This window comes from Echinicola shivajiensis, assembly GCF_018642165.1.
Taxonomy (GTDB): Bacteria; Bacteroidota; Bacteroidia; order Cytophagales; family Cyclobacteriaceae; genus Echinicola; species Echinicola shivajiensis.
Genome location: NZ_JAHHZM010000001.1, coordinates 241,742 through 256,428, shown reverse-complemented (window position 1 = coordinate 256,428; position 14,687 = coordinate 241,742). Strand labels below are relative to the sequence as shown.

The 14,687-nt window shown below is 40.0% G+C and carries 10 protein-coding genes; all 10 read left to right on the top strand.

Going from position 1 to position 14,687, the window contains the following annotated elements:
• Window positions 1-71 precede the first annotated feature (71 nt).
• The 10 genes from KMW37_RS01020 to KMW37_RS00975 all read left to right on the top strand — a co-directional run bounded on the left by KMW37_RS01020 (window position 72) and on the right by KMW37_RS00975 (window position 14,651).
• Window positions 72-650 (top strand): DUF2490 domain-containing protein, encoded by a 579-nt coding sequence (locus KMW37_RS01020; RefSeq protein WP_215222747.1) that lies wholly within the window; start codon window positions 72-74, stop codon window positions 648-650.
• Window positions 651-886: 236 nt separating this feature from the next.
• A complete protein-coding gene (locus tag KMW37_RS01015) occupies window positions 887-1,528 on the top strand; it encodes an RNA polymerase sigma factor (RefSeq protein ID WP_215222746.1) in 642 nt (213 codons plus the stop codon).
• A gap of 49 nt (window positions 1,529-1,577) precedes the next feature.
• Window positions 1,578-2,588: a FecR family protein gene (locus KMW37_RS01010; protein WP_215222745.1), complete on the top strand. Its 1,011-nt coding sequence runs from the start codon at window positions 1,578-1,580 to the stop codon at window positions 2,586-2,588.
• A gap of 140 nt (window positions 2,589-2,728) precedes the next feature.
• Entirely contained in the window at window positions 2,729-6,148 is a 3,420-nt protein-coding gene (locus tag KMW37_RS01005) for a SusC/RagA family TonB-linked outer membrane protein (RefSeq protein WP_215222744.1), read from the top strand.
• A gap of 29 nt (window positions 6,149-6,177) precedes the next feature.
• On the top strand, window positions 6,178-7,728 hold the full coding sequence (locus KMW37_RS01000) for a RagB/SusD family nutrient uptake outer membrane protein (protein WP_215222743.1): 1,551 nt from the start codon (window positions 6,178-6,180) through the stop codon (window positions 7,726-7,728).
• A 124-nt stretch (window positions 7,729-7,852) separates the two neighbouring features.
• The gene (locus tag KMW37_RS00995; protein ID WP_215222742.1) at window positions 7,853-9,235 is read left to right on the top strand and encodes an endo-alpha-N-acetylgalactosaminidase family protein; all 1,383 of its coding nucleotides are present in this window, start codon (window positions 7,853-7,855) and stop codon (window positions 9,233-9,235) included.
• 18 nt (window positions 9,236-9,253) lie between these two features.
• Entirely contained in the window at window positions 9,254-10,723 is a 1,470-nt protein-coding gene (locus KMW37_RS00990; protein WP_215222741.1) for an endo-alpha-N-acetylgalactosaminidase family protein, read from the top strand.
• A gap of 5 nt (window positions 10,724-10,728) precedes the next feature.
• On the top strand, window positions 10,729-11,940 hold the full coding sequence (locus tag KMW37_RS00985) for a purple acid phosphatase family protein (protein ID WP_215222740.1): 1,212 nt from the start codon (window positions 10,729-10,731) through the stop codon (window positions 11,938-11,940).
• Between the two features lie 23 nt (window positions 11,941-11,963).
• Window positions 11,964-13,757 carry a right-handed parallel beta-helix repeat-containing protein gene (locus tag KMW37_RS00980; RefSeq protein WP_215222739.1) on the top strand — a complete coding sequence of 598 codons (1,794 nt, stop codon included), beginning with the start codon at window positions 11,964-11,966 and terminating at the stop codon, window positions 13,755-13,757.
• Window positions 13,758-13,799: 42 nt separating this feature from the next.
• Window positions 13,800-14,651: an endonuclease/exonuclease/phosphatase family protein gene (locus KMW37_RS00975; RefSeq protein ID WP_215222738.1), complete on the top strand. Its 852-nt coding sequence runs from the start codon at window positions 13,800-13,802 to the stop codon at window positions 14,649-14,651.
• Window positions 14,652-14,687 lie beyond the last annotated feature (36 nt).

The following is a 14,687-nucleotide window of genomic DNA, read 5'->3' as shown; positions in this document are numbered from 1 at the left end:
CATCGCTTGTTTTTGTAGCATTATTTCTTTGGTTTAATCTAAAAGGGGGATGTCAAGGACTGGATGGTCCTATGACTAAGCATGAAATATGGACAGAATTATACTTATATGGCAATATCTCTAAGAAGGTAAGCACTTTTGCTCTGCTTAATTGTTTATTCCAAAAGGGAATGGGTAATTATGATAATTTCATAGAGCCCGGACTAAAATATTCTATTTCAAGGAGCTTTTATTTGGAAGGCTATTTTAGGCATGAAAGGTACCAAGATGAAGGAAGGTGGTATATAGAAAACAGACCGCAAATAAGGTTAGGATCACAGTTTAAATTGGGAAAATGGGCAATAAGGAATAGGCAGCGCTTTGAATATAGGTTGCTGCCAGAATTAGTCAAAAAGTTTCGCTTTAGGACCGATCTAAGGTTAATCCCTCCTGAATCAATCAAACTGGGGCCTTTTAGACCCTTTTATACTGGAGAAATTTTTGTTTCTAAGGGGCAATTAGGAAGGACAAGGAACTATTTGGGTATTTATATGGATGGTGAAAGGCGTATTGTTCCCTGGATTTATGTTTTACACCAAGGAGACCATAAGTCCTTAGGCTGGCAGTCTACCTATATCATAGGAGGATTGTTGGCATTGACTTTAAATTGATATAATCAACTATTGGTAATATGCCTAAAGCGACAATGATTCTCACTGCTATTTATAGTCTTTGATCTATTTGATGCTATTGTAAAAGTAATGAAATGAAGTTTTATATTTAAGATAAGTGTTTTTGAAACATTTTTTGTTTCGTTTTTTTACGAAAAAACCTTCAAATTTTTGGGTACATTTAATATGGTTTTCCCCTCTTATATATGAAGGTTTAACAGTAGACCAAAACTTTAATGAAGGACCCCAAAAATAGCCAATTACATTCCGAGTCTGCTGATGAGTCACTAATGATCCGACATCATAAGCAAGTGAATGTGGTTTATACAGAAATATCGGATGCTGAAATCTGGAAATCCTTTAGGAATGGAGACGAGTTGGCTTTTAATTATATCTATAGAAAGTATACTCCAGAGCTCTATAATTATGGTTTTCAAATTTCCGGAAATGAGCCCATGACCAAGGATTGTATCCAAATGATGTTCATTTCATTAAGGAGAAAGCGGGAGAGGCTAGGGGATGTTCAGAGCATTAAAAGTTATCTTTTTAAGATACTTTACAGGGATCTTCTGAAGATGATGAGGGAGAAGAGTAACCTACTTTTTAAGTCTGTAGACAATTTTGAAAAAGAATTTCCAGTTGAAGTTTCCCATGAGACTAAGTTGATCAATGAGGAAGTAAGCAGAGAACGGAAACAGCTTTTGGAAGAAGCGATTAATCAACTCCCCAGCAGGCAAAGGCAGGCTTTGTTACTTTTTTATAGGGAGGAGTTTTCATATAAACAGTTGTGTGAACTAATGGATTTTAAAGATGTAAGATCCGCTAGGAAAGTGGTCTACAGGGCCATAGCAAGTTTGAAAGAGAAAATTAATTTGTAAGCAACCGAAGAGAATAAGAGGCATTGACATTAAAGGGGCCGTAGGAAATATGAAATATGTGAATTACGATATTGAGGATTTTTTGACTGATGAATTCTTTGTCAAGTGGGTGAAGTCCCCAGATGAAGATACTGAACATTTTTGGAGAAAATGGCTGGAAAATCATCCTGAAAAAATAAATGTGGTTCTCAAAGCTTCTGATATCATCCAGTCTGTCAACTATAGGGCTGAAGTGAAAATATCCGACGCTGATTATACAGAAATGTATGAAGATATCATCAGGGCAGAACCAGAGAGAATTATAAAAAGCAGGAAAATTTACACAGGTTGGATCAAGAATATTGCAGCTGCGATATTAGTAGGGGCTTGCCTTATTCTTTCTTATAATATTATTAACATTCCTGAAAAGGTAGAGGAAGTAAAACCAGAACTGGTTACCAAATCAAACCCTTCTGGCAGGAAATCCATTATTTCACTTTCCGATGGGACTACTATTCACTTAAACTCTGAGAGTTCACTTACCTTCCCAAAAACTTTTGGTGATAGTATCAGAGAGGTAGAATTACAGGGTGAGGCATTTTTTGATGTAGCAGAGGATAAGGAAAAGCCTTTTATTATTCATTCAAAAGATGTTCAAATAAAGGTTTTGGGAACTTCATTCAATGTTAACCAATCCGAAAAACTGGAAGTTGCTTTGGTAACAGGGAAGGTTGCTATTGAAGATGATCTCGGCAATAAGATCATGCTCGCACCTAAGGAAATGCTTACCATGGAGGAAAAGGGCACCTTTAATAAATCCATTTTTGACCCTATGAAAGTCATCGGCTGGAAAGACAAATACCTTGTATTTAAGAAGGATAGCTGGGAGGATGTCAAGAAGAAAATAGAGAAATGGTATGGAATGAAAATTTACGGGGGAGATATTTTTCCTAAAGAATGGTCCTATACAGGAATATACCACCAGGAAACCATTGAGCGAGTGATGGAAGGAATTGGCATTACCTCCAATTTTAATTACGAGATAAAAGGAAACACCATAACAATTAAAAACCCAAAATAATATGAAACAGACATATATGAACAGTAGCTAAAAGTAGGACAGTACAGCGGTAACTGTACTGTCCCTGAGCCTTTGTCAGGATCGCCAAATCGAGCAAAGGCAAATTTCAAGTATTGTGTCACTTAAAATCATTTCAAAGTATGGAAAAAATAGTACTTAGGCAAATCATTATGCTATCCAAATATTTTGTATATGGCTTCGTAGTGCAGCTGTTTTTTACGGCTGTTTTATTAGCCAATACCAGCAATGCTCAGCGGGAAAGTATCCATAAAATCAAAACTTCTATTTCCGCAAATGATCAACCTCTAGAGATAGTACTGAGGGAGCTAGAGCAAAAAACGCATTTGAGGTTTACATTTAATGACAATTACCTGGAAGCTGAAAAGGTAAGGGTTGATATAGATGTGAAAAATGGGACTTTGGCAGATATATTATCCAATATTTCGGCTCAATCGAACCTTAGGTTTACCAGAATAAATGACAATATTCATATTAACGTTGCGCAATCGAATGCACGACCTGATGTAGAAGAATTTATAAGGGATGTTGAACTCAATAAAATAAGCGGAAAAGTTATCTCGGAGGAGGATGGGCAACCTTTGCCTGGTGTTACAGTAAAAGTCAAGGCTACCCAAATGGGGACCGTGACCAATATTGATGGAGAGTATAATATAGATGCTGCAATAGGAGATGTACTGGTCTTTAGTTTTGTTGGGTTTAAGGTTCAGGAAAGAGTTGTTCAGAACCAGTCGATCATTGATGTTACCATGGAGCAGGACCTTGCCCAGTTGGAGGAGTTTGTGGTAGTTGGGTACGGAGAACAAAATAAAGTGAACCTTACTGGCTCCATAGTAACCGTATCAGCTGAAGAGTTTGAGAACAGAAATGTTTCCAATCCTATTCAGGCCTTGCAGGGAAAAGTAGCAGGTTTGAGAGTAACACAAAGTACCGGTGCACCAGGAAATGAAGATATTTCTTTTCAAATAAGGGGAGTCAATTCTTTTTCCTCCGATTCGGATATTTCTACAGTCGATAAGAATAAGCCTCTTGTATTGATTAATGGATTGGTAGGGAATTTATCTGACTTAGATCCAGCTTTTATCGAGTCCATCACAGTTTTGAAGGATGCAGCATCCGCTTCAATTTATGGAGCCAGAGCTGCAAATGGGGTGATTTTGGTTACTACAAAAAAGGGAGCACCGGGGAAATCCACCATCAGTTATACTGGAAGAGTAATGAATCAACGAATGATCAATACCCTAGACAGGGATTGGAATTCGGTCAACTTCATGGAAAAAGTTAACACCATGATGGCTCCACATACAGGGCGGTATTATTCTGAAGAAGTGATCAACAACTTTCGAAACAATACTTCTGATGAATTCCCCAATTTTAACCATGAGGATTTTTACTTACATGATGTTACTGTTCAATCCCATAATATCCAAATGGGTGGATCATCTGAAAAAACTCGATATAATATTGGTTTAGGATACTGGGGACAAGACGGTATTGCAGATGGTTTTGATTTCAAAAAGACCAATGCCGTGGTCAATATAGAATCTCAATTGAATAATAGGATTAAAGTGGGAGCCTATGTCAGTGGAACCTCATCAAAAAGAAAAGAGCCCTATAATGGGGAAAGAGATTATTTGATGGGCATCCTTTCCCAATCGCCTACCTATAAGCCTTGGCTGCTTGATGGTTCTGGTAGATATACAGGAAGTAATAATGGTTCTATGCCCGAATCCTTGGGCTATGCGGATGTGTCCAGTAAGAATGCTTTTGCTATTTCCAACAGTCCTAGCGCACTTACCTATGATAATCGCTTTGCCATTAATGCCAATATTTTTACCGAGGTCAATCTTATGGAAGGATTGAACTGGTATACCAAAGCTGGTGCCGATATAGTTCAGGGAGATTATAAGAATAGAAGACCTGTACTAAGGATGTATAGCTATAGATCTGGAGAGTTTTTGGGGAATTTGGACAATATTGGTAGCGAGCAATTGATCCATCGGGTAAGCAATTCCCAACATTACACCTTGTTTTCTTATTTGGATTACAAAAAGAGCATCTCTGAAGATCATAATTTAGGATTGATGATAGGAGGCAGCCAGGAGACCGATTCTTATGAGACCATAGGTGGATCAAGAAGGGGCTTTGCTTCTCCAAGCTTGGATGTGTTGTCAGGAGCACCAAGTGCTGGACAGACCAATGATGGCAATATTAATGAGTTCGTTTTACAATCCATCTTTGGAAGGTTTACATATGACTTTAGAAGTAAATACCTTTTTGAAGCCAACTTCCGTCGTGATGGTAGCTCTAGATTCTCAGAAGACAATAGATGGGGCTTTTTTCCTTCCTTTTCAGCTGGATGGAGAATATCTGAAGAGAACTTTCTTCAAGATGCTTCCAGCTGGTTGAGTAATTTGAAATTTAGGGTGTCCTATGGTAAAATGGGGAATGATTTGGTGGGCTTATACCCTTACCAGTCTGTATTGACCTTGGGTATGGATTATCCGTTTAGCGGAAGTCTTGAAGGTGGTGCTATTAGACAATCACTTTCCAATGAGGATATTAAATGGGAAGAAACCGAAGTAACGGATTTTGGAATTGACCTTAATATCAGGAACAACTTGTTCAGCATGACCTTTGACTATTATGATAAGACCACATCTGGTATTCTCAGATTAGCTCAACTACCATTGATTTCCGGTTTGTTGCCTCCATTTGTAAATGAGGGAGTGGTGAACAATAAAGGTTTTGAGGTAATCTTGGGTCATCAAAACTCTGTGGGGGACTTTAATTATGGCGCGAACTTCAATTTTTCAAAATATAAGAACAAACTAGTGACCTTTGGTACCAGAACTTTTGGCACCAATGCTATGATAGAAGGTAAAGAAATGAACAGGTTCTTTATGTATCAGGCAGATGGAATCTATCAAAGCCAGGAGGAGATTGACAATGGACCTACTCCACGATGGCCAGCAAAGCCTGGAGATATCAGGTATAAGGACATCGATGGAGACGGAGCTATTACTCCTGATGATAGAATTGATGTGGATGGGGTAAATCCAGATTTTTTCTATGGCTTTGAGTTTTCCGCACAGTGGAAAGGATTCGATGCAGCGATTTTTTTCCAAGGTGAAAAAGGCCGTAAAGTGCTGATCAATAATGAATGGTCATTGGTAATGCCTTTCTCAGTTCATGGTGCCAATCCTATTACTTGGTGGGATGATGCTTGGACTCCTGAAAACCCTTCAACCTCTAAGCCAAGGGCCATTTGGTATGGAGCACCAGAAGGTCAATCTATCAAAGAAGCGAATACTTACTGGTTGAGAGAAGCTTCGTATTTGAGACTTAAGAATTTGAATGTTGGCTACAGTATTCCAAAGGAGATTTTGGATGATACCTTTATCAGTGGAGTGAGAGTGTTCTTCAATGCGGAAAACCTGCTTACTTTCTCGAAGTTTGAATTTGGTGATCCTGAAAGGCCATCGGATAATTTATATCCAATGTTCAGGACGCTTACTTTCGGAGCTACTGTCAAATTTTAATCAGGTCAATAACTAAAATGAAGAACGTGATGAAAAATAAAATAATAAATGGGCTAAGCCTAGCGGTGCTTTTATTTTCTGTTTGGGCTTGCAAAGAAATGGATTTAAATCCTCATGATCAATTGGCTGAGGGAACCTTTTGGAAAACTGAAAGCGATGCTCAGTTGGCTTTGACGGGTATTTATGATCAATTGAAAACCAATGAACCTTGGGGATCCGATAATTTTCTCAATTCATTTTCACTGCCTGCATTGGATGCACTGACAGATAATGCCTATACACAGCATAACCGTTTGGGTGCTAAAAATGCCATGGCCACTGCCCTTAATTCCCAAACCTCAGGTGTGGTGACAGGGTTTTATGGCATTGCTTATAAGCAAATAGGAGCGGTAAACTATTTTCTTGAAAATGTCGATAACGTAGAAGCAGCGGCTCAGAAAATCAACCAATGGAAGGGCGAGGCCCTTTTCTTCCGCGGTTTAATGTTCTATTATTTGAGCGAGTTTTATGGAGATGTGCCTTTGGTAACCTCTACCTATGCCCTTGGTGATGATTTGCTTCCTAGGTCTTCAAAATCTGAGGTGGTGGCACAGGCTATTGAGGACTTGGATTTTGCTATTGCCAATTTGGAAGAAAAAGCTTATGATGGTAGGGTAGGAAAGACTGCAGCGCAGGCTATCAAAGCAAGGGTATTGATGGCTAATCAGCAATGGTCAGCCGCGGCTGCTTTGACCAAGGAAATCATGGAGAGCGGCTTCTTTGATTTGACCCCTTCATTCAATAGTCTATTCACAGCGCCGGAACAGGAAGGAAACCCTGAAATAATTTATTCTGTGAGATACCTCAGACCCAATGAAGAAAATTTTGGATCCTTGAACTGGGGCTGGTGGATGAGTATTTCTCCTTTGGCAAATTTTGTGGATGATTTTGAGATGAAAAATGGATTGCCGATTACAGATCCTGCTTCTGGATATGATCCGGAAAATCCTTATGCCAATAGAGATCCAAGGTTGAGCCTGACGGTTGACCATCCTGGTTCTGTATTTGGCTTTGCTGGAGAAAATGGCGGTGAAGATATCATGTGGTCAGATAGGATTCAATATTTGCCACCGCCATTAATGTATAACCTTAGAAAATATGCCGATAGGACCTTCCAAGCCAGCGTTGATGCCTCCAATCATTGCGATACAGATTACGTGGTATTGAGATTTGCAGAGGTATTACTCAACTATGCAGAAGCGCAAAATGAGGTGGTTGGTCCTGATGCATCGGTTTATGAGGCAATTAATAAGGTACGTTCCAGAGTGGAGATGCCGGATATCCCATCAGGACTTTCGCAATCAGAAATGAGAGCGACCATCCGTCATGAAAGAAGAGTGGAATTGGCCTTTGAGGGAATTCGTTGGTTGGATCTGAAAAGATGGGGTAAACTTGTAGAAAGGGTAAGTACTATTGATGAAACACAAGTTCCAGTGCCTTATATGATCAGTATCAATAATGATCTATGGCCATTGCCACAGTCCGAGGTGGATTTTTATTCTGCCAATGGATTGGAATTGGGACAAAATCCAGGCTACTAAATAGAAATATTGTTTTAACTGGCTATATCAACCGGCTGGTTCATGTAAATGACTGGCCGGTTTTTTTACCCCAGTACACCAAGTAATTAACAACGAAAGACAAAAGAATAACCTATTAAACCTAATGTATAAATTAAAATCAATAAGCCTATTAGCCATTTTCCTTTGCCTTTTTTCTCATGGGATTTCAGCTCAACAATTGATTTGGAACCATGATTATTCCAAGTCAGTGGTCATGAAGCTTTTGATGGCCAAACCTGATGAAAATGGAGGGTCAAAAGTATATTGTGATTTTGGAAAGGCCCTTGAATTGATTAAACAAGCGGACAATTTGACCTTGCAGGTGCCTAAAATCATTTATTTGGTCGGCTGGCAGTACAATGGCCATGATGATAAATACCCTGCTTTTTTTGAAGTCAATGAGGCCCTTAAGAGATCGGAAGATGATACTGCCCAGGAAAGCCTACAATGGTTGATAAGGGAAGCTCGAAAGTATCACACCACAGTAAGTTTGCATATCAATATGACCGATGCATATGATGATAGCCCGCTTTGGGATACCTATGTAGAAAACGATATGATTTCAAAAGGCCTTTCTGGAAACTTGATGGTTATCGGAAATTATAATAACAGAAAGGCCTATCAGATCAATTATAAAAGAGAGTGGGAAGCTGGATGGACCCAAAGAAGAATTGATAGTTTGGTCAACTTACTTCCTGAGCTAAAAAATGCAGGGACCATTCATATTGATGCTTGGATAGCCCGGGAAAGTAAAGGGCATCAGGAATCCATGATTATGGAAGCTGACTATCAGAAGAAAGCCCTAAATTATTGGAAGGAAAAAGGCATCGATGTGACCAGTGAATGGGCCATGGACTATATGACAGGATTGGTGCCATTTGCCTGGCATTTCAACCATCGGACTCAGGATCAATACGTGAAAATCCCAGCTAATATTTATACCGGAAGTGGGATCAATCCTGATATAGAATGGAGTGATTTTGGACTTGGGTTTCTGTTTGGACAGAGTATGTATGGAGAACCTCTGTGGCCCTATTTCCAAAAGACTGAAGAGGAGAATAAAGATTGGGACAGGGATTTTGCCCGAAAATTTTACCTGAACTGCTTACAATATTTTTTTCTCAACGATCATAAACGCATTGCGGTGGAGGGAAGTAGAGAAGAACGGATAGCCTTATTTTCTAATGATGTTAAGGTCTCTTTGCAGGACAGTGTGGTGATGCAGGGTGAGACCCGTCTGAGGGAAAAGAATACTATCCTATTTCCAGTGACTTGGAAGGAAGGCAATTGTTTGGCACTCTATACTGATAAAGATCAAGAGTCCAAAGTGTTTGAGCTTCCGGAAATTTGGAAGAGCTTAAAGGAAGTGACGCTTTATGAAGTGACTATTGGGGGATTGCAATCCATTGGTAAAGAGAAAGTGAAAGGTGGAGCTCTGAAACTTAATTTGAAGGCAGGTCAACCTTATTTGATCAAGGCAGAATAATAAAATCAAGCATCATCTATGAGCTCGGAAACTTATATAAAGGGATACAAAATCAGTTTAATACTAGGGATTTTTGTCCTCTTGATTCCTCTTTTAGCACTTGGCCAAGGAGATACTTTATTCAATTCCTTTCAGAAAAATCCCCAGATCATTTCATGGAACCATGCATATCATCAGACCCTGACACTAAAGTTGATGCTTTCCCAATCCAAGTTTGACGGGAAATTGAAAAGAAGGGATAATGGAGATTCGGAAGTGTTTTTGGATTTTGAAGAAGCGCTGGAGGTCATCAAGAAGATTGACCATTTGACTTTGGGAATGCCCAAAATTATTTATTTGGTCGGTTGGCAATATCATGGCCATGATTCCAAATATCCAGCTTGGTTTGAGGTCAATGAAAGGCTAAAAAGAAAAGTAGATAAGACCGCATTGGAGAGCTTGAAGTGGTTGATGGAGGCAGCCAAAAAATACCATACCACAGTGAGCGTCCATATCAATATGTTTGATGCTTATGAGGACAGCCCTCTTTGGCAGACATATGTGGAAAATGATATTATCGCCAAAGAGAAAGATGGAAGTCTAAGAGAGGGAGAGTGGGGTTATCCTATCAGTTACGCCCAAGAATTGAAGACAGGTTTTGCACAAAAGCGAATAGATAGCCTTTGTACACTTTTGCCCTTAAAGGATGCCGGGACGGTACATATTGATGCATTCCACACATGGGCACCCATTGGTGAAGAAGGTCCAGGTAAACACCCCTTTTTAATGGAGCCAATAAGTCCATACCTGGATTTTTCGGTAGAAGACGAGTCCAATGCACAAGTTGAATTATTCAAATACTGGGCATCAAAAGGAGTAGATGTAACCAGCGAAGGAGCCACTTTTTTAAGAAAGAACAATTTTGCAGGTATACAGCCAATGGCTTGGTGGGTAGATTGGGGATTGGAAGATTATCTTAACTGGCCCGCCTCTTATTACAGCGGAGGAGTGGACCGTAGGGATTATGGAAAGTTGTTTGGTACCAGTATGCATGGTGAGCAACTAGTGAAAAATGACCCTGAAAACCTATTAGGCTTCAAAGAAAAATTCTGCACCCAAACCTTGATTTGGTACTTCCTGAACCAATTGGAAAGAAAGTATTATGTGAAAGAAGAAGGACTGCAAAGTGTTGTTTTTTCCAATGGGGTCAGCACTGAGTTGGAAAACGGAGAATTGAAGCTTCTTCAGAAAGAAAAGGTGCTTGTTGACGGTCAGGATGTTTTTGTGCCAGCATTGTGGATGTCAGAAAAAGGAATTGTTGCTTACAGCAAGGAAGGTTATAAGGAGCGAAAGTGGGCCATCCCAAAGGACTGGGAAGGAGTAGGTCAATTGGAAGTTTTTGAGATAGGCATTGAGGGGAAAACCAGACTTTCAGAGCTGCCAGTTCAAGATGGTTTGCTGACATTGAGCATGCCCAAAGATCAAATGCTATTAATAATACCAAAATAAAGACTATGAAAAAGGATCAAAACACCCGGAGAGAATTTTTAGGTAATCTTTCTAAAGTCGCCCTTACAGGGGCAGTGGTGCCATTGACTTCAGCGGTTGAGGCAAAACCTGCTTACCCCAATCCAACACCTGAGGAATTCCGGTTTCTCACTGCTCCTTACTTGCAGGCCCTTGGAGAAAATGAAGTAAGCATTATGTTTATCACCAGTCATAATGCTTACAGCTGGGTGGAATATGGAGAGGATGATTTTAACCAAAAAGCAACAGCTGAATCGGAAGGTTTTGTGGATGCCAATAATACCTTGAACAGTATTAGGTTGACGGGTTTGAAGGAAGGAACCAGTTACCAATATAGACTTAGAAGCAAGCCTATTGTCCAGTTTGATCCATATAAGCTTGTTTTTGGGGATGTTATAGATCTAAAAGGCGGTGTTTTCAGGACTCCCTCCAATGGGGATGATAAAGTGTCCTGCTTGATTTTCAATGATATTCATGACCGACCTTATTCATTTGGAGAACTTTTCGAGCATTGTGGCGACTTTGAATTTGACTTTGTAGCATTGAATGGAGATATGTTTGACTATCAAACGGATGAGCAACAAATAATTGATCATTTGGTAGACCCCTGCACACAACTTTTTGCATCTGATAAACCATTTATTATGATCCGTGGCAATCATGAGACAAGGGGGAAGTATGCGCGACAGTTTAAGGATTACTTCACCTTTCAGGACAGCGCCTATTATTTATCATTTAAGAGGGGACCTGTACATTGGATAGTGCTTGATTCGGGAGAGGATAAGGAGGATGATCATCCTGAATATAGCGGAATGGTGAGTTTTGACCCTTTTAGGGAGCAACAGGCCATTTGGTTGGAGCAGGAACTTCAAAATCCAGCTTTCAAGGATTGCAAGTACAAGTTGGTTTTGATGCATATTCCTCCCTTTCACTCTGGAGATTGGCATGGAACTACCCATTGCAGAAAGCTTTTTCATCCCTTGTTTGAGAAATATAAGGTGGACATGGTCATCTCGGGGCATACCCATCGGTATGGTGTACATAAGCCAAGTGAGGAGCATAGTTATCCAGTTATTATTGGAGGAGGGCCCAAAACTGGCAGTCGCACGGTTATCCAGTTTTATGCAGATGCTAATGCGCTAAAAGTAAAGATGGTTCGGGATGATGGTGAAGTTGTTGGAGTATACGCCATTAGTTGATCAGTCGAATGAAATGTTTTAAGATGAAATTTATGGATGGAGTGCAAATTCCATTGGGGAAAGTATTATTTCTTTTACTTTCTTTTTTGATGGTAAAATCTTACGTGAAAGCGGTAGAGTATTTTGAAAAAGGGGAGGGTGAAGTAATCAATGTACTTGATTTTGGGGCGATTGCAAATGATGGATTGGACGATACAAAATACTTGAGATTGGCTGCGGAAAAGGCCAGGACCACTCCAAACTCAAGGCTTTATTTTCCATCAGGAGAATATCATTTATCAGATCCTAAGGCCATTAAAATACAGAAAGCTGCCCTTTCGGGTAAATTAGGGGCAAATCCTCAGGATATACTTTACCGGCCAAACCAAGCCTATATAATTGGTCTGGACTTTGAAGGGGCAAAAGGATTGACTATTGATGCTGAAGGGGTAAAACTGGTTTGTGATGGCTGGATGGAACCGCTTTCTTTTAGAAATGCCCAGGATATTATCTTAAATGGCATTACGATTGATTATGAAAAAAGGCCGAACAGTTATGGTGAGATCATCAATTTGGGAGAAGATTTTGTAGATGTCAAATTCCCTGCTGAAGAGAAGATGACTGAAGAAATGCTCATTCTGCGGATTATGGTTTATGTTAATGCAAAGCAGTCATTGGTCGGTCAAGCTGTTTACCATAAAAATAAAAAAATGATCGCTCCAAATACTATACGTTTTTGGGGCGAAGGAATCAGAAAGCAGTCAGAATTGGGCAGGGTATTGGTGACTTTTTCTGGCTTTCATTATAGACCGGCCATATTGATCTATAAAACCAAGGGTATTACCCTCAATGACGTTACCATTCATGCCCAGGCAGGAATGGGGATAGTGGGGCATTTGAGCAAGAACATTTCCTTAAACAGGCTAAAGGTGATTCCTCCCGAAGGAAGGTATGTTTCATCCAATACCGATGCCACCCATTTTTCCACCAATAGGGGCTTTATCCGCTTTAAAGACTGTGAATTTGCTGGGCAGGGAGATGACGCTACCAATGTCCATAATTATTATGCGCATATCGTCAGTAGGCCTGAAGAAAATATTTGCGAGACTTTTTTGGGAGAGCGGGAGTTTACCCACTCATTATATCAGGATGAACCGCAGGTTGGAGATGTATTGGCAGTGGTGCAAAAAAGCACTTTAAAAGAGGTTGGGTATATCAGGGTCAGTGATTTTGAAGCAAATCCAGAAGAACGCAAGGTAAAAATCACTTTTGAGGGGCGGTTGCCAGATGATATTGATAGTTATTATTTGGCCAATATGACCGCTTGCCCAAGCCTGGAATTTATCAACTGTAAGGTAAAGTCCCATAGAGCGCGCTCTGTTTTGGTAAAGACAAGAAAGGTGCTGATTGAGAATTGCTCATTTGAAAACACCACGGGTACGGCCATCCATATTGGAGCAGAAGGGAATTGGGGAGAAGGGGTAGCTTCTGAGGATGTGGTGGTCAGGAACAATAGATTTAGCAATTGTGGTTTGGGCGGAGAAAATGATGGAACGATTGACGGGGCTTCTGCCGTTGCCGTTCATGTCAATGCCCAAGACCGAAGTGTTCCAGGATTGCACAAACGTATTTTGATAGAAAATAATAAGGTAATCGGAGGAGAGCATGCGATCAGCATAAAAGGTGCTCAGGATGTGATAATTCGGTACAACGAATTCAATGAAATCGAAAAAGAGCCGATTGTGGTGGGGGCATCAGAGAAAGTGAAAGCCTATGAGAATAAAGGGGCTGATGCTATAGGCCCTCCTCAGGATCCAATTTTACCCAATCTATGGTAAGTTTTAATGATAGTGAAAAAGTAAATCAAAAAACAAAGTAAAATGAGAACATTGCTGACTGGTCTATTAATATTGATGGGCATTGGAATGGTTCGGGGGCAGGAAATCTTTTCCCTGATGAGCTATAATGTTCGCTATGATGAGGCGCTTTTTAATGTTGGGGAGCCCAAAGAAAATGACTGGGCAAATCGAAAAGCTATACAGGCTGCATTGATTAGTTTTCACGAGCCCGATATAGTTGGTTTGCAAGAGCCCCATTTGCATCAAGTGAAATATTTTGAGCAGATGCTACCAGGTTATGGTTGGCTGGGAGTTGGGCGTGAAGACGGAAAAGAGGAGGGGGAATACAATCCCATATTTTACAACAAAAGGAAATTGGAACTAATTGATTCAGGAACCTTTTGGCTTTCTGATAGCCCCGAAAAACCTAGCAAGTCTTGGGATGCTGGCTATACACGAATTTGCACTTGGGGCCAATTTGAGCTGAAGGAAACAGGAAAGCCAATCTATATTTTTAATACGCATTTTGACAGTAAAGGGAAGATTGCTAGAGAAAAAAGTGCTGAATTGATCAACAATAAAATTGAAGAGATTGCAGGAAAGGAAGCGGTAATGGTAATGGGAGATTTCAATTTTTCTTCCGAAAGTTCTGCATATAAACAGATGACTTCATATGGTCTTATGGATAGTAAGCGTATAAGCAAAGCTCGAGCCTATGGGCCAGAAGGGACCTTTAATGGTTTCCGGTTTGGGCAAACACCACAAAACAGAATTGATTTTGTCTTTGTGAACCAGAAAGTGGAGGTGTGTAAATATGGCGTACTGACGGATAAATATGATCAAAAGTTTCCCTCCGATCATTTACCGGTAATGGTAAAAGTGAACTTGGATTGAACCCTCCAATGAATTAAAACTACTAAAAACGATACT

Coding starts and splice junctions, on each gene's coding strand:
- KMW37_RS01000 (WP_215222743.1), top strand. CDS start 6,178: ATGAAAAATAAAATAATAAATGGGCTAAGCCTAGCGGTGCTTTTATTT.
- KMW37_RS00995 (WP_215222742.1), top strand. CDS start 7,853: ATGTATAAATTAAAATCAATAAGCCTATTAGCCATTTTCCTTTGCCTT.
- KMW37_RS01020 (WP_215222747.1), top strand. CDS start 72: ATGACTAAGCATGAAATATGGACAGAATTATACTTATATGGCAATATC.
- KMW37_RS01010 (WP_215222745.1), top strand. CDS start 1,578: ATGAAATATGTGAATTACGATATTGAGGATTTTTTGACTGATGAATTC.
- KMW37_RS00985 (WP_215222740.1), top strand. CDS start 10,729: ATGAAAAAGGATCAAAACACCCGGAGAGAATTTTTAGGTAATCTTTCT.
- KMW37_RS00980 (WP_215222739.1), top strand. CDS start 11,964: ATGAAATTTATGGATGGAGTGCAAATTCCATTGGGGAAAGTATTATTT.
- KMW37_RS01005 (WP_215222744.1), top strand. CDS start 2,729: ATGGAAAAAATAGTACTTAGGCAAATCATTATGCTATCCAAATATTTT.
- KMW37_RS00990 (WP_215222741.1), top strand. CDS start 9,254: ATGAGCTCGGAAACTTATATAAAGGGATACAAAATCAGTTTAATACTA.
- KMW37_RS00975 (WP_215222738.1), top strand. CDS start 13,800: ATGAGAACATTGCTGACTGGTCTATTAATATTGATGGGCATTGGAATG.
- KMW37_RS01015 (WP_215222746.1), top strand. CDS start 887: ATGAAGGACCCCAAAAATAGCCAATTACATTCCGAGTCTGCTGATGAG.